Here is a 16,814-nt window from a genome sequence, read left to right on the forward strand (position 1 = left end):
GATCCCAGACCCGAGGGCATCACCAGCGGCGGTGCACTCGGCCCCCGCGACTCCGGCATGAACACCGACCGCGGCGGCGAACGAGGCAACGGCACCGTCGTCGACCCTCAGATCAACCACGGCTACACCACTGAACCCGAGTTGAGTGGGTCATCTGGGCACCTCGACCGCAAACGTCGGACTCGGTTCGGCCGGAGCCACGAGATCACGGCCGCGCAGTTCCCCCAGGGCTCGGGGATCGGGCTGCGGATTGAATGTGCCGCGTGCGATCGGCACCGAACCGCAGTACTCGTCGGTGAGTGCCTCTCCCGTGGACAGCGTGTACGGCTCCTTCAGCCCCGCGGCGCCCGTGATTCGCCGCTGGCCGTCCGGTCCCTGCTCAAGCCGGAACTCGAAGGCCTGCGGCCATGGCTCCGGGTACTCGTCGTCAGCTGTGGGACTGATCGCCAAGTCGTCGGCACAGCCGACCACCATGGCCTTTGTCCCGGACGGTTCGACGTCGACAGCGAGCGGTGTGAAGGGCCGCGGTCCGAGCACGACGAAGGCCCGGCCCTCATCGAGACGCCGCGAGGCTGCGTGAGCGAACCAACGCACGTGGTCCTCGCGCCAGGTGCCGGCCATTGACCGATCGGTGAAGTTGGAGCTGTTGACCGCGGTCGCGTAGGCGAGCTCGCCTGCTCTGACTGCGCGAACCCAGGGATCCTCCTCGATGGTTCCCGACGGAGCACTCTGCGCCCATCGGACATCGGCGGTCGTCACCGGTGTCGGGCTGTCCTCACCGCAGCCGGACGCCGTGATGGGAACTACGACTGCCAGGGCCAGCGCCGCAGCCAGACGCTGCGTGCGTGACGTCGTCTGGTTCTTCACGTGGTATCTCCCTTGACGCCGTCCGCCGCGCTCGATCGCATGGCGCCGACGATGAGGTCGTAGTCGGACACGAGCTCACGAGCGACGTCGTCCGCTGGTTCTGATGAGACGTCCCCGGCATGTCCACTGGACTTGTCCCACAGACCGAGGCGGCGGTACTCGGCCACAGACGTGCTGAAGAACTCCTCGAGCGATCCCACCCCATGCGGCACCGCCGAGTCGGTGCCGCTCGGCAGCGCACCACCGGTGAGCGCGGCCTCACCCAGCTTCTGCAGGGTGTCGAGCCCCGCATCCACACCGATCGACGTCAGGGGGCCGACGGGCGAAAGCGCGACGCCCACGTCGACCACGTGGCGGCCGGCGTCGAACGCTGCTCGGGTCTGCTGGTCCTGGAGGTACTGCTTGACCTCGGTCGCTGAGTAGGTCGCTCCATCGATACCACCCCACACCGCGACCAGAGCGTCCAGCCCTGCCGCAGCAGATGCGGGGCCGTGGGTGATTCCTGCCTGGACTCGCACCTGGTAGTCCAGGGCAGCGCCATGCAGGGCGAGACGACCTTCGACCTCGCCGGCCACAGCTGTGAGCACGGGGCGGAGCCAGTCCCGAGAGATGCGCGCGGTCGGGACGGTCGCTTCGAGATACGGCACCGTGACGTCATGCCATCGCAGGCTGATCTCATCCCCGGAGAAGCCGCTCTCGAAGCCCACTTCGACGAGGCCAGGAAGCTGCCCCGCGATAGCGGTCGCGAGGGTCTCCGCACCGTGCGCGGACAGGCGGCCGGGCACCAGCGCTCGGTTGGTGCTGAGTTCGTAGAGGACGTGGGTGTTGATCGCAGCGACCTGGCGGTTCACTGCGAGGTTGCCGGGTTCTGCCTGGACCCCAGCCCACAGTGCACCGATCCCGGCGAATCCGTCGGACGCACCCACGGCCCAGCCTCGGTCATGGAACCAGTACGTGATGCGGTCAACGGCAAAGGCTTGGTCCGGAGCTGACCAGTCGATTCCCTCTCCCGTCAGCCAGTGCCGCGCCGCCTGCGGGTACGCCCCGAGCGTCTCGAAGACCCTCGCCGCGGCATCGTGCGCCGCACCTCCGTCGAGCGACAGCATCCCGGCGGTGTCGAGCGCGTGGCCGGGAGCTCCCGGTCCGTCGCGCCACGGCCCGCCGTTGCCTCGCTCGATGGCATCCAGCAGGTTGGCCATCGCCACGGTGAACGTCTCGCTCATCCGTGCGCTCTGCGGGTCCGCGAAGACGTAGCCGATCGCGGAGAGCGTGCCGTTCATGCTCGACGCGGCCCGCACCATGTCGCCCGCGTACGCCGCAGCCTCGGCAGACGACCACGTCGACGACGCTGACGCCAGACCGGAGCGCAGCGCACCCCCGGCGGCCGCGAGCGAGGAGTTCCGGTCCGTCGCCCCGACGACCATCTGCTCGCCCAGCATCGTCAGCAATCGCACCACCCCGGCGCCGCCGATCGCGACGAAGACCCCGGACATCAGCTCACCGTCCGCGCCCCATGCCTCGAGGAAACCTGTGAGCGCCGCGAGCGTCCGGGTGTCCGCGGGGTGGTTGCTCACCTGCTCGGCAGCCTCCGCGAACCACTGCGCCATCACCCGCCGCTGCGCCGCGCTCACCGTCCCCGCCGCGCTCGCCGCAAGCGCCTGTACCAACGGCACGTCGACGATCGCGTCGACGCCCGTCCCGGGCGCGTAGGCGGCCATCACCTCGACGCCCACGAGCCGTGCCGCGGTCTCCCGGTCGAGCTCCTCGCGCTCGTCGCAGCACCTGGCGAACACCCGCAACCCCTCTGCCGCGTCCCCCACCGCTGCCCGCCACACCCGCAGCTCGTAAGCAGCGTCCGGCACAGCCGCGAACGCCGGGACGTCCGTCCACGCCCACGGCACGGCCGCCACCCCACCGGCCAGCGCCGCCACCGCGTACCGCTCCCGCGCCGCCACCGCGCGCACCCGCGCCGTCTCCACCTCGTGCCGGGCTGCCATCACCCGACGCTCCAGCCCCCGCAACGCCGCCCCGTACCCGGCCAGCACCCCGGCCACCTGCCGGCATCCACCAGCGGCGTCGTCCCACCCCGACGCGAGCCGCCCCGACCGCTCCCCCAAGGCCGAGGCCCACTCCCCGACCGACGCCCCCACCAACCCGTCCCCAGCAGCCCGCACGGCGACCGCACGAGCCGCGAACCGCTCCGCGCGCGCGAGGTAGCCCACGACCAACCCGTCGACGGCCTCGACGTCACCCGCTTCCGGCGAACGCTCCAGCACCCCGAGATCCACGCACACCCCCTGGCGACAACCGGACGAACCGGGCACACCGTAGCGACACCCCGGCCCCGTCGCTCGGGTCATCCACAGGAACCCAGCCCATCTCCACATCCGCCCCGAACCGCGGTGACCCTCAGCCCAGCGCCACCGACGGCGTCGTTCCGCCGGCCAGGCCGTCGCACCGACGCGGACGGCCCGCACGCGGCCGGAAGATCCGGCGGCGTGCGGGCCGTCCCTGCGCGACGACGCGCGCACCGGCAGGCGAGGTCAGCCCACGTGCGAGCCACGTCGGCGGCGCACCGTCACCAGGACGGCTCCGCCGAGCAGCAGCAGCAGGGCTGCGGCACCGAGTCCAGCGACCTGCGCACCGGTGACGGCCAGTGGGCCCCCTGCCGCGACCGGCGGGGCTGCCGCGACACGGACCGTGACCGTCGTGGTCGTACGTGCCCCGGTCGCGTCGGTGGCGGTGTAGGTGAACGTCGCCTCACCGACGAACCCCGGCGCCGGGGTGTAGACGAGCTTGCCGTCCACGATCTCGACGGTGCCGGACTCCGGCTGAGTGACCTCGACGATCGTCAGCGGACCGCCCTCGGGGTCGGAGTCGTTGGCCAGCACGTCGATCGTCACGGGCGAGCCCGCCGTGCCGTCGGCGGAGTCCGGCGTGACGACCGGTGCGCCGTTGCCGACGGTGACGGACGCGGTGCCGGCGGTGGTGTCGGTGCCGTCGGAGACGTCGTACTCGAACGTGACCGTGCCGGACCACCCCGCCGGCGGGGTATAGGTCACCACACCGTCGACGAGCGTGACGGTGCCGCGCGGCGTGCCGTCCGCGTCGACAGGGGCCCGGACCTCGACGACCTCGAGGGGGTCGCCGTTGGCGTCGGTCGCGGGCGTCAGGACGTCGACCACCACGGGCGTGCCGTACGGCGTGCTGACGGTGTCGAGTGACGGGACGACCGGTGCGGCGTTGGCCACGGTGACCACGAGCGTGCCCTCGTCACTGCCGCCAGCACCGTCGGTGACGGTGTAGGTGACGGTGACGTCGCCCTTGAAGCCGGTGGCCGGGGTGACGGTCAGGCGGCCGTCGTCCTCGACGGTGACGGTCGCGCCCTGGTCGGCCGTCGCACCGGTGACCTGCAGGCGCTGGTCGGTGCCGGGGATGTTCGGGTCGGTGTCGTTGCCGAGCACGTCCACCGTGATGGGGGTGTCCGTGGCGGTCGTGGCCGTGTCGTCAACGGCGACCGGGGCGGCGTTGGCCACGGTCACGCTGACCGTGCCGGTCGTCGTGCTGGTCGCGTCGGTGACGTCGTACTCGAACGTGACCGTGCCCGCGAAGCCGGGCGCCGGGACGTACCGGACCTGACCGTCCTCGACCGTGACGGTGCCCTGCGCCGTGCCGCCCCCGTCCACCGGCGCGGTCAGCGAGCCGGGCACGACGCTCAGCGGGTCACCGTTCGCGTCGGCGTCGTTGGCGAGCACGTCGATGAGCACGGACGTGTCGGTCGGTGTCGTCACCGGGCCGTCGTCGCCCACCACGGGGCTCGCGTTGGCCACCGACACCACGAGGATGCCGGTGTCCTGCCCGCCCGCACTGTCGGAGACCGTGTAGGTGACGGTGACGTCGCCCTTGAAACCGGTGGCCAGCGTCACGGTGACGCGACCGTCCTCCCCGATCCCCGCGGTGGCGCCGTTGTCGGCGGTGACGGTCGTGACCGTCAGCTCCTGCGTCGAGCCGGGGATGTTCGGGTCGGTGTCGTTGGCCAGCACGTCCACCGTGATGGGGGTGTCCGTGGCGGTCGTGGCCGTGTCGTCAACGGCGACCGGGGCGTCGTTCGCGACGACCACGGTGACGGTGGCCGTGTCGGCGGCCGTCGCGTCGCTGACGGCGTACGTGAACGTCACGGTGCCGGCGAACCCGGGAGTCGGGCTGAACCGCACCTGGCCGTCCTCGATCGCCGCGGAGCCGCGCACGACCCCGTCGGCGTCCCGCGGCACGGACAGCGACGCCGGGACGACGGCCAGCACGTCGGCAGAGTTCGCGTCGATGTCGTTGGCGAGCACGTCGATGAGGGTGCTCGTGCTCGAGGCGATCGTGACGGGGCCGTCGTCGCCCGCGACCGGTGCCGCGTTGGCCACCGACACCACGAGCGTGCCCGTCGCCGTGCCCGCACCGTCGGGGCCGTCGGTGATCGTGTACGTGACCGTGACGTCGCCGCGGAAGCCCGCGGCCGGGGTCACTGTGACGCGACCGTCCGGCCCGATCCCCGCGGTGGCGCCGTTGTCGGCCGTGACGGTCGTAACCGTCAGCTCCTGCGACGAGCCGGGGATGTTCGCGTCGGTGTCGTTGGCCAGCACGTCCACCGTGATGGGGGTGTCCGTGGCGGTCGTGGCCGCGTCGTCGACCGCGACCGGGGCCGCGTTGGCCACGGTCACGCTGACCGTGCCGGTCGTCGTGCTGGTCCCGTCGGTGACGTCGTACTCGAACGTGACCGTGCCCGCGAAGCCGGGCGCCGGGACGTACCGGACCTGACCGTCCTCGACCGTGACGGTGCCCTGCGCCGTGCCGTCCCCGTCCACCGGCGGGGTCAGGGAGCCCGGCACGACGCTCAGCGGGTCACCGTTCGCGTCGGAGTCGTTGGCGAGCACGTCGACGAGCACGGACGTGTCGGTCGGTGTCGTCACCGGGCCGTCGTCGCCCACCACGGGGCTCGCGTTGGCGACCGACACCACGAGGATGCCGGTGTCCTCGCCGCCCGCACCGTCGGACACCGTGTAGGTGACGGTGACGTCGCCCCTGAAACCGGTGGCCAGCGTCACGGTGACGCGACCGTCCTCCCCGATCCCCGCGGTGGCGCCGTTGTCGGCCGTGACGGTCGTGACCGTCAGCTCCTGCGTCGAGCCGGGGATGTTCGCGTCGGTGTCGTTGGCCAGCACGTCCACCGTGATGGGGGTGTCCGTGGCGGTCGTGGCCGCGTCGTCAACGGCGACAGGTGCGTCGTTCGCGACGACCACGGTGACGGTGGCCGTGTCGGCGGCCGTCGCGTCGCTGACGGCGTACGTGAACGTCACGGTGCCGGCGAACCCGGGAGTCGGGCTGAACCGCACCTGGCCGCCCTCGATCGCCGCGGAGCCGCGCACGACCCCGTCGGCGTCCCGCGGCACGGACAGCGACGCCGGGACGACGGCCAGCACGTCGGCAGGGTTCGCGTCGACGTCGTTGGCGAGCACGTCGATGAGGGTGCTCGTGCTCGAGGCGATCGTGACGGGGCCGTCGTCGCCCGCGACCGGTGCCGCGTTGGCCACCGACACCACGAGCGTGCCCGTCGCCGTGCCCGCACCGTCGGGGCCGTCGGCGATCGTGTACGTGACCGTGACGTCACCGCGGAAGCCCGCGGCCGGCGTCACGGTCAGACGCCCGTCGTCCTCGACGAGGACGTTCGCACCGAAGTCGGCGCTCGCACCGGTGACCTGCAGGCGCTGGTCCGTGACGGGGATGTTCGGGTCCGTGTCGTTGGCCAGCACGTCCACCGTGATGGGGGCGTCCGTCGCGGTCGTGGCCGTGTCGTCGACCGCGACCGGGTTCGCGTTGGCGACCTCGACGGTGATGGTGCCGGTCGCGGTGTCCGTGCCGTCGCTGACCACGTACGGGAACGTCACCGTGCCGGAGAAGCCGTCCTGCGAGGTGAACGTCGCGACGCCGCCGGTGAGGGTGACGGCCCCGCGCAGGTTGCCGTCACCGTCCACGGGCGTGCCCGCGCTGATGACGACGAGCGTGTCGCCCGGGTTGGCGTCCGACGCCAGTGCCGGCAGGTCGACGTCCACGGGGGTGCCGTAGGCCGTGGTGACGGAGTCGTCGTCGGCCACGGGTGCCGCGTTGGCGACCGTCACGGTGATCGTGCCCGTGTCCTCGCCGCCGGCGCGGTCGACGACCGTGTAGGTCACGGTCACGTCACCCTCGAAGCCCGGCGCGGGGGTCAGGGTGAGGGTCCCGTCGTTGTTGAGGACGACGTCCGCGCCCTGGTCCGCGACCGCGCCCGTGACGGTGAGCTGCTGGTCGGTGCCGGGGATGTTCGCGTCGCTCGCGTTGCCGATGGCGTCGAGGACCACCGGGGTCCCGGACGCGGTGGTCTCGGTGAAGTCACCGGCGACCGGTACGGCGTTCGCGACCACGACCGTGGCGGACCCGGCCACGGTCACGTCGCCGTCGGTGACCTCGTAGGTGAACGTGACCGTCCCCGCCCAGCCCGTCGGGGGCGTGTAGCGGACCTGGCCGTTCTCGATGGTGACGGTGCCGCGGGCGGTGCCGTCGCCGTCGACCGGCGTGCCGAGGCCGTCCGGGACCAGCGTGAGCGTGTCGCCGTTCGGGTCGGTGTCGTTGGCGAGGACGTCGACGAGGACCGAGGTGCCGGTCGCGAGGCTGACCGGGCCGTCCGGCAGCGCCGACGGCGCACCGTTCGCGACCTCGACCGTCAAGGTGCCGACGTCCGTGCCGCCGGCGCCGTCCGTCACCGTGTAGGTGACGGTGACCGTGCCGACGAAGCCGGTGGCCGGGGTCACGTCGAGCGTGCTGTTCGCGTGAGGGTTCACCGTCGCGCCGTTGTCCGCGGACGCGGCGGTGACCGTCAGCGCCTGGCCGGGGACACCCGCCGCGACGTTCACGTCGGTGTCGTTCGCCAGCACCGGCACCCCGCTCAGGACACCGTTCTTCGCGACGGACGCGACGTCGTCGACCGCGACCGGCGCCGTGTTGGCGGTGGTGACCGTCACCGTGGCCGTCGAGCTCAGGCCACCGGCGTCGGTGACGCGGTAGGTCAATTCGTCCTCCCCGGCCCAGCCGGCGGCCGGGGTGTAGCGGACCGTGCCGTCGTCGAGCGCCACCGCGCTCCCCTGACCGGGCTGGGTCACCACGGTCACCGTCAGGTCACCGTTCTCGGGGTCGGTGTCGTTGTCGAGCACGGGCACGACCACGTCCGACGAGCCCGTGGGCACGTTGGCGGTGTCGCCGTTCGCGACGGGCCGGCCGTTGACGATGATGGTGACCGTCACCGGGGAGGACACCCCGGCCGGGGACTGGTCGTCCCGCACCCGGTACACGAAGATGTCGGTGCCCACGAAGCCTAGGTACGGGGTGTAGCTGCCCGTGCCGGACGCCGCCATGCTGTACGCCCCGTGGCTCGGCGCCGGCAAGATCCCGGCGATCTGGATCGCGTCGCCGTCGGGGTCGGAGTCGTTGGCCAGGAGATCCAGTGCGACCGTCCCACCGGCGTTCACGGTGTAGGTGTCCGGCTGCGCGACGGGGAGCCCGTTCGCGACCGTGACGGTCACCGTGGCGGTGTCCGAGCCGCCGCGGGTGTCCTGGACGACGTAGTCGAACGTGTCCGTGCCACGGAAGCCGGGGCGCGGCGTGTACACGACCGAGCCGTCGTCAGGGGCGATCGTGACGGTCCCGCCCTGCGTGCTGGTCGGCGTGACGGACCGGACGCTGATCTGGTCGCCGTTCGCGTCGGTGTCGACGTCGAGGACGTCGATCGTCACCGGCGTGCCACCGGTCGTGGTCGCGGTGTCGTCGTGGGCGACGGGGGCGTCGTTGACGACGACGACCTGCACCGACGCCGTCGACCGCAGGCCCGTGCTGTCCTCGATCGTGTACGTGAACACGTCGCGGCCCGCGAAGTCGTCGCGCGGGGCGTAGGTGACGGTGCCGTCGGCGTTGACGGTGAGGGCGCCGCCCGCGGCGTCGGTGACGGCCTTGACGCTGAACGTGTCGCCGTCGGCGTCGCGGTCACCGTCGAGCACGGCGATGTCCAGCGTCCGCTCGATGGGACGCGGCCGGAACGTCAGCACGTGCGGGGTGGCGACCGGCGGGTTCTCGCCCGCGTCCGGCGTGGCCGTGACGACGTCGGTGACGACGTTGGAGACCGACGACGCGGACGCGTAGGTCGTCTTGCCGCGGTACGTCATCGCCGCGCCGTTGACGATCTGCGCACCGTGAGGGATGTCCGCGTCGACGACGACGCTGAAGGACACCGTGTGCGGGGCGTCGGCCAGCTCCGGGGTGATCGGGATGTCTCCCCCGCCGCCGGCCGACGCGCCCGCGCCCAGGTGCGCGACGACGTGACCGCGCGGTGCGGCGTCGTAGTACCCGGCGTCGTCGTCCTGCGCGTCGGTGACGGGGACCCCGTCGATGGCCAGGGACTCCGGCACGTAGGACGTGCCCGTGGGGATCGCGTCGAAGAAGCGGCTGTCGGCTGCCGTGTCCAGGCCGATGTTGCTGACCGGCACGGTGTACCGCAGGACGTCCCCCGGCCGCAGCGGGCCGTCGTTGACGTCCGTGACCGACTTGTTGCCCAGCAGGGTCGGGTCGTACAGGTCGGTGGCGAAGGTGACGACACCGGGGAAGTACTGGTCGAGGGACGTCGTCAGCGTGATCGTCGCGCTCGTGTCGCCGTTGTTGACGACCGGGCGAGCGACGCGGAAGACGTCGGCGTCGAACCCGAGCTGGTTGACGAACGCGGGGTTGCGGCGGCCGTCGTCCACACCGAAGCGGCTGATCGAGGAGTTGAACGAGTTGCCGACCGGGTTGCTGAGGTCGCTGAGGTCGGTGCCGTTGAGCTGCAGCTGGTCACCCGTGTAGCCGCGGTCGCCCTCGTACGCCACGACGCCGACCGACGTGCGGATGTCACCGTTCGGGGGCGTGATGAATCCGCTCACCGTGAACGTCGGCAGGGCGTCGCCGATGCTGACGGAGCCGAAGCCGTCGAAGATCGTCAGGTTGCGCGCCGGCGCCGCGGGGTCGGAGACCGCGACGACCAGCGCCCACCCGGCGTACTGGTTGGTGCCATCGGAGGACGACTGGACGTTGCCGACCGTGTACGTGCCCGAGCCGGCCGCCTGCACGATCGCGGTGACGTCCAGGTGTGCCTGGTACGCGGTGCCGTAGTCGTCCTTGACCGCGACGTCCACCGCGTCGACGTCGGCGGTGACCTCTCGGTAGCCCGCGGCGCCGGGGACGCGGAGCACCGCCTCGTCGCGCAGCGCCACGCTCTGGTTCGGCCCGCCCGAGCCCGTGCGACCCGCCCAGTACAGGCGCGCCCACAGCACGCTGCCGCCGTCCGGAACCGTGAGGTCCGCCGAGGAGGAGTTGAACGTGTCCGCGGAGGCGTCGACGTCGACGAACTGCATCGACGTGAAGTCGTTGTTGTTCAGGTCCGAGCCGGTGCCGGCGCGTGCTTCCGCGCACGTGCGCCTCGTCGCGCCCGTCGCGGCGTTGCACGTCATGAGCGTGTTCGCCGCCATGAGGATCTCGCCGTTGGTGTTCGTGGTGAACACCTGCTTGAACTGGCGGTACTCCGCCGCCGCCGCGGGCGACGCGATGCCGACGAGGGTGAGCGGCGCCGCGACGAGCGCACCGGCGAGGAGGGCTGCGACGCGTGCGACGAAGCGTCCCCGTCGCCGAGAGCCGTCGTGAGTCGTGCTCTGCCGACGCGCGCGTGCCGCTGCCATCTGTCGCCCTCCGGCGCACCCGAGAACGGGCGCGTGCTGGTCAGTTGTCCAGGTCAAAGAACCGACGGTAAAGGGTTCGCCGGGCGGGCGTGCGGCAGGAGACGGCAATTGCGGCGAACGCGGCGGGTGAGATTTCGGCGGCGGATTGGTCCGCGCATTTGCCGCGTCGTTCCGGAGCGGCCTGACCGGACTCCACGACGTCGACTCCGCACCGCTGCGGGCCCACGCCGAGCAACGCGTCCGCTACGGCCTCGACGGCGATCCACTCACCATCCGCCTCGGCGTGGCAGCGGCCGCGCGTGCCCGCCTCGCGGCCTTCGACGCTTGACGGGGCCACTCGGTGAGCGCCAGCCCCAGGACGTGGAGCCCCGCACCCCCACCCCTCAGTCCAGCGGCGCCGACCACCGCAGCAGCGCCCCGCGCCCCGACGCGGGCCGCAGCAGCGCGAACGACCCGCCCGACTCCTCGGCGCGCTGCGCGAGGTTGCGGGTACCCGACGAGCGCGTGCGCGTGGGCGGCACGCCGACCCCGTCGTCCTCGACCTCGACGACCACCTGCCCGGGGTCCCCGGTCGTGACGGCCAGCCGCACGGACACCGCGTGCGAGCGCGCGTGGCGCGCCACGTTCGACAGCCCCTCCCGCACGACCGCGACGACGTTGTTGGCGCGGCCGGGCGCGACGACCTCGTCGATGCCGCCGGTCACCACCCGGTCCCCGGCGAGGGGGTCCACGGAGACCCCGTCCACGTGCACGCTGAGGTGCGGGGCGAACCCGAGGGAGGACCGCGCGAGCTCGACCTCGGCGACCACGCGCTCGACGAGCGGGATGGTGGCGCCGGGGTCGTCGAGGGTCCGCACGATGACGCGGATCTGCCGAATGCCGGCGTCGACGTGCCCGACGACCTGCTCCAGCACCTGCGACGCCTCCGCGGAGACGGGCCCGGACGGGTCGGAGCGCAGCGCCTCGACCTGCATCCCGGCGGCGAAGAGCTGCTGGATGGCGAGGTCGTGCAGGTCGCGCGCGATGCGCGTGCGCTCGTCGCGCACGGCGGCGTGACCGCGCAGCCGCTGGGCCTCACCGAGCACGAACGCGAGCGCGGCCTGCCGCGCGAACGACTGCGCGAGGGTGAGGTCCTCGTCGGTGAAGGGTGCGGCGCCCGTCCGCCGCAGGAGCACGAGCACCCCCATCCCCTCGCCGTGGGCGTGCAGGGGTGCGAGGAGCGACGGCCCGTACCCGACGAGCGCCGGTGAGTCACCGGCGTCGGCGACGAGGCACCCCGTGCCGTCGTCGAACGCGGCGCGCACGCGCTCCTCGGTGCTCATGTCCGCACCCAGCAGGGACCTGCCCGCGGGGGTGACGATCTCGACGAGCAGCTCGTCCTCGTCGGCCCCGGGCAGGACGATCGCGGCGACGTCCGCGTCGGCGACCTGCACCGCGGCGGCGGCGACGCGCTCGAGGACGTCCTCGGCGTCGGCGCCCTCGAGGAGCATCGTGGTGATGTCCTGCGCGGCGGTCAGCCACTGCTGGCGGCGGACCTCCAGCGCGTACGACTGGGAGTTGAGGACGGCCACGGCGGCAGCGGCGGCCAGCGACAGCACCACCGCCTCGTCGTCGGGGCCGAACCCGCCGGCCTTCTCCGACAGGTACAGGGTGCCGAAGCGTTCGCCCCGCACGCGCACGGCGGCACCGAGGAACGACCCCATCGGCGGGTGCCCGGCGGGCAGACCGCGGAAGTCGGGGTGCTGCGTGAGGTCGTCGAGCCGAAGGACCCCCTCGTCGGGGATCGCGCCGAGCACCCCCCAGGCGTGCGGCGGGTGCCCGAGCGCCGCGACGACCGAGTCCGTGAAGCCGCTCTGCACGAACTCGACCGACGCGCCGTCCTCGTCGACGATGTTGATCGCCCCGTACCGCGCGCCGGTCAGGCTGGTGCTCGCGGCCACGAACCGCTCCAGCAGGCTGCGGGTGTCGAGGTCGCCCGCCATGTCGAGGATCGCCGAGAGCAGCGCTGACGCGACGTCGTGCTGCGGGGCGGGGCGGGCGACTGCCTCGGTCAAGGACTACCTCCTGGTGACGGACGAGCCACACGATAGGCAGTCATGGGACCAAGGTCCCAACGTGCACGGCTGCGGCACGTCACCCGCACCGCTCGCACCCGGCGCACGGCACGTGCGCCGGCCGCGCGGCGTCGTACCGCTGCGCCGTCCAGCACCCGCAGGACCAGGACAGCTCCCCACACGACCGCCACCTGGAGGAACGCGGGGTTCCAGTACTCCGCGCGGCCGGCCCGCCCGGTGAACACCGTGGACCGCCCGAAGTACCGGCGGATCGACTCCCCGAACCCGGCGCCGGGCAGCGGGGTGTCGTCGAAGGGGACGGGCCTCGGGGTGGCGTGTGATCGTCATGCCCGGGACGCTAGGGGTGGCCGATCACCCTTTGGTCCGGTTTCTCCCCATCTGTGGATAACCCTGTGGTCAAGGGTGAGACCCGTGCCCCCTCCCCCAGCACGGCGTGCGCCAGCAGCGTCGCCCCGGCGACCGCCGCGGGCATGGTCACCACGGCCCCGCCGGGCACCAGGAAGCACAGCTGCGTCGCCGCGCCGAACCCGATCGTCTGGCGCCGGTGCGCCCGCAGCAGCCGGTTGCGCTCGCGCCGCGGCACGCCGCGGGACACGAGCGCGCGCGACGTCAGCTCGTGCGCCAGCACCCAGCCGGTGAGCAGGAGCCCGCCGACCCACCCGAGCGCGGTCCCGACGACCGGCACGATCCCCACGGTCCCGGCGAGCACCGCGACGACGAGCCCGCGTCCCATGAGTGCGAGCCCGTCCTCCGCACCGCGCCAGAACCCCGTGTCCCCGGCCGGCACCGTCCCGGTCTCGGTGACCTCGACGGCCCGCCAGATCCGGTCGTAGAACGGCTCGCCGACGGTCAGCGTCAGCGCCGTGAACGTCACGACGACGAGCACGACCGCGGCCGCGAGCACGACGGCCTGCGCGGCGACCTCGGCGGTCCGCTCCCACGTCGGCGACCAGTCGTCGGCGAACGGCGTCAGCCACTCCGCGACCGTCCCCAGGTGCATCACCAGCAGGACGATCGCAGCGAGCACGACGAGGCCGACCACCGCCGCGGGCACCAGGCCGAGCGCCATGACCCGCGGCTGCCGCCGCCAGTAGCCCCACCCGCGCAGCAGCAGCCGGGCACCGTCGAGCACCTCACGCATCGCCCACCTCACGCATCTCCCACCTCACGCATGGTGTCGCGGCGGAGGGCCGTCACCCCTCGGCCGTCCCGCGCGCCACCGCCGACGCCCGCGACGACTTCCGCGTCAGCAGGTGCAGCACGACCCCCACCGCCAGCAGCACGCCCGCGAGCGCCCAGTGCTGCGGCTCCTGCCGCGTGAGCAGGACGAGGCACGAGATCACGGCGAGCACGGGCACGAACGTCGGCGCCCGGAAGTGGTCGTGGTCGACCTGGTCGCGGCGCAGCACCAGCACCGCGATGTTGGTGGAGAGGAAGACGAAGAGCAGCAGCAGCACGACGGTCGACGCGAGGTCGACGAGCTCACCGGTGACGGCCAGCAGGATCGCGACGAGCGTCGTGACGACGATCGCGATGCCGGGCGTGCGGCGCTTGGACAGCACGCGCGCGAGCGGCCCGGGCAGCAGCCCGCGCTCGGCCATGCCGTACGCGAGGCGGCTGGCCATGATCATGGTCAGCAGCGCGCCGTTGGCCACGGCGATGAGCGCGACGACGGCGAACACCCCCGGCGGGACGAGACCCGCGACCCGGACCACCTCGAGGAGCGGGCCCGTGGACTCGGCGAGGCGGTCCGGTGCGACGACGGCCGGCGCGACGAACCCCAGCAGCAGGTAGACCACGCCCGCGGTGAGCAGCGACCCGAACAGCGCGCGGGGGTAGACGCGCGAGACGTCCGTGATCTCCTCGGCCAGGTTCGCCGACGTCTCGAACCCGACGAACGAGTAGTAGGCGATGAGCGCGGACGCGAGCACCGCGGTGGCCACGCCGGTCTCGGCGGGCGGCGCGAACGCGCCGCTCAGGTCGGCGTCGCCGCGGCCGATCACCCAGGCGCCCAGCAGGATGACGACGACGAGCCCGGTGGTCTCGATCAGGGTCATGACGATGTTGGCGCGCAGCGACTCCTTGATGCCCCACGCGTTGACGAGCGCGACGAGCACGAGGAACACCACGGCCGCGGGCACCTGCGGCACGTCGACGAACGCGGTGAGGTACTCCCCGGTGAACGCGAGCGACAGCCCCGCGGCGCTGACGACGCCCGCGGACAGCATGCAGAACCCGACGAGGAACGCGACGAGCGGGCTGCGGTACGCCTTCTCGGCGAACACCGCGGACCCGCCGGCCTTCGGGTACTTGGTGACGAGCTCGGCGTAGGAGAACGCCGTGAGCAGCGCCATGACGAGCGCGATCCCGAACGCCAGCCACACGAGCCCGCCGGCCTGCCCGGCCATCTCACCGATGAGCGCGTACACCCCGGCGCCGAGCACGTCGCCGAGGATGAACAGGAACAGCAGCGGGCCCGTGATCGCCCGGCGCAGCCTGGGAGCGCCTGCGGTCGTCTCGTCCGTCGTCTCGCCGGTCACGCGCCCGATTCTGCGGCAGCCCCTCTCGACGCGCGCGCCGAACGCCGCCGCAGGGCCTGCGACACGGCGTAGATCCCCACCACGACGGCCACCAGCCCGGCCGTCGCCGCGAGCTGGGCGCGCGCCGCGTCGTCGGTGAGCATGAGCACGACGACCCCCGCGAGCGCGACCAGCGTCGCCCCCGTCAGCCACGGGTAGCCCCACATGCGCAGCGGCAGCCCCTCGGGGCCGGCGGCGGCCTCCAGGCGGGGCCGCAGCCGCAGCTGCGACACGGCGACCAGCACCCACACCACGAGCAGCGACGACCCCGCGGCGTTGAGCAGGATGCCGAGCAGCGCGTCGGGCAGCAGCCGGTTGAGCGCGACGGCGACGAGCGCCAGCACCACCGACACCACGACCGCGACCCACGGCACGTCGCGCCGCGACACGCGTTGCAGCACGCGCGGCCCGTCGCCGCGCCCGGCCAGGGAGTACGCCATGCGGGACGTCGCGTAGATGTTGGCGTTGAACGCGGACAGCAGCGCCAGGACGACGACGACCTCCATGAGGCGCGCGGCCCCGGGCAGCCCGGCGAGCTCGAGGACGGCCACGAACGGCCCGTCGACGAGCTGCGGGGCGTCCCACGGCAGGACGAGCACCATGACGGCGACCGCGCCGACGTAGAACAGCAGGATCCGCCACACGATCGACCGGGTGGCGCGCGCGACGGCCCGCTGCGGGTCGCGCGCCTCGGCGGACGCGATGGTGACGATCTCGATGCCACCGAACGCGAACACGACGACGAGCAGCCCGGCCGCGATCCCGGCGGCGCCGGTGGGCGCGAACCCGCCGTGGCCCAGCAGGTTCGACGTCCCGACGGGGTCGGTGCCCGGCAGCCACCCGAGGGCCAGCGCGACGCCCACGACGAGGAACGCGACGATCGCGACGACCTTGACGAGCGCGAACCAGAACTCGAACTCCCCGAACTGCCGCACGCCGACGAGGTTGACGACCGCGAACACCGCGACGGCCGCGAGCGCGACGCCCCACTGCGGCACGCCCGGCACCCACCCGGTGACGATGCGGGCGACGCCCGTGATCTCGACGCCCAGCACCATGACGAGCGTGAACCAGTAGACCCAGCCGAGCGTGAACCCGGCCCAGCGGCCCAGCGCACGCTCGGCGTACACGGAGAACGACCCGCTCGCGGGGACGGCCGACGCCATCTCGGCCAGCATCCGCATGACGAGCACGACGAGCAGCCCGGCGACGGCGTACGACACGAGCACGGCCGGCCCGGCCACGGCGATCCCGACGCCGCTGCCGAGGAACAGCCCGGCGCCGATCGCGGACCCCAGGCCCATCATCGTCAGGTGCCGCGCCCGCAGGCCGTGGCCGAGGGCGCGGTCGGGGGCGCGGTCGGGGGACGACGGGTCGACGGCGGCGTCCGCCTGGAGGACACCGCCGCCCGGCGGGTCGGAGGGTGCGGACGTCATGCGGTGGGGACCTCGGGTCGTGGGGACGCGGCCGGCGGGGCCGCACCTCCACGGTAGCCGCGGCGCGGGCGAGCACGG

General features: G+C 72.9%; 7 protein-coding genes. All 7 read right to left on the reverse strand.

What is annotated here, in order from left to right; translation table 11 throughout:
* Positions 1-150: 150 nt before the first annotated feature.
* Positions 151-867, reverse strand: a complete 717-nt coding sequence (locus KKR89_RS16540) for a hypothetical protein (RefSeq protein ID WP_214765620.1) — start codon at positions 865-867, stop codon at positions 151-153.
* Entirely contained in the window at positions 864-3,155 is a 2,292-nt protein-coding gene (locus tag KKR89_RS16545; protein ID WP_214765622.1) for a hypothetical protein, read from the reverse strand. The genes KKR89_RS16540 and KKR89_RS16545 overlap by 4 nt, the downstream gene beginning before the upstream one ends.
* 255 nt (positions 3,156-3,410) lie before the next feature.
* Positions 3,411-10,646 (reverse strand): Ig-like domain-containing protein, encoded by a 7,236-nt coding sequence (locus KKR89_RS16550; RefSeq protein WP_214765625.1) that lies wholly within the window; start codon positions 10,644-10,646, stop codon positions 3,411-3,413.
* Positions 10,647-11,029: 383 nt separating this feature from the next.
* Positions 11,030-12,700, reverse strand: coding sequence for a GAF domain-containing protein (locus tag KKR89_RS16555; protein WP_243882958.1), 1,671 nt, complete (start codon positions 12,698-12,700; stop codon positions 11,030-11,032).
* A 358-nt stretch (positions 12,701-13,058) separates the two neighbouring features.
* Positions 13,059-13,874: an EI24 domain-containing protein gene (locus KKR89_RS16560; RefSeq protein WP_251140934.1), complete on the reverse strand. Its 816-nt coding sequence runs from the start codon at positions 13,872-13,874 to the stop codon at positions 13,059-13,061.
* Positions 13,875-13,914: 40 nt separating this feature from the next.
* Complete coding sequence (locus KKR89_RS16565; RefSeq protein ID WP_208196423.1) at positions 13,915-15,261, reverse strand: APC family permease; 1,347 nt, start codon at positions 15,259-15,261, stop codon at positions 13,915-13,917.
* Positions 15,258-16,736 (reverse strand): amino acid permease, encoded by a 1,479-nt coding sequence (locus KKR89_RS16570; protein WP_243882959.1) that lies wholly within the window; start codon positions 16,734-16,736, stop codon positions 15,258-15,260. Before KKR89_RS16570 ends, KKR89_RS16565 begins: the two co-directional genes overlap by 4 nt.
* Between the last annotated feature and the right edge of the window lie 78 nt (positions 16,737-16,814).

Source organism: Cellulomonas dongxiuzhuiae (genome assembly GCF_018623035.1).
Lineage (GTDB): Bacteria > Actinomycetota > Actinomycetes > Actinomycetales > Cellulomonadaceae > Cellulomonas > Cellulomonas dongxiuzhuiae.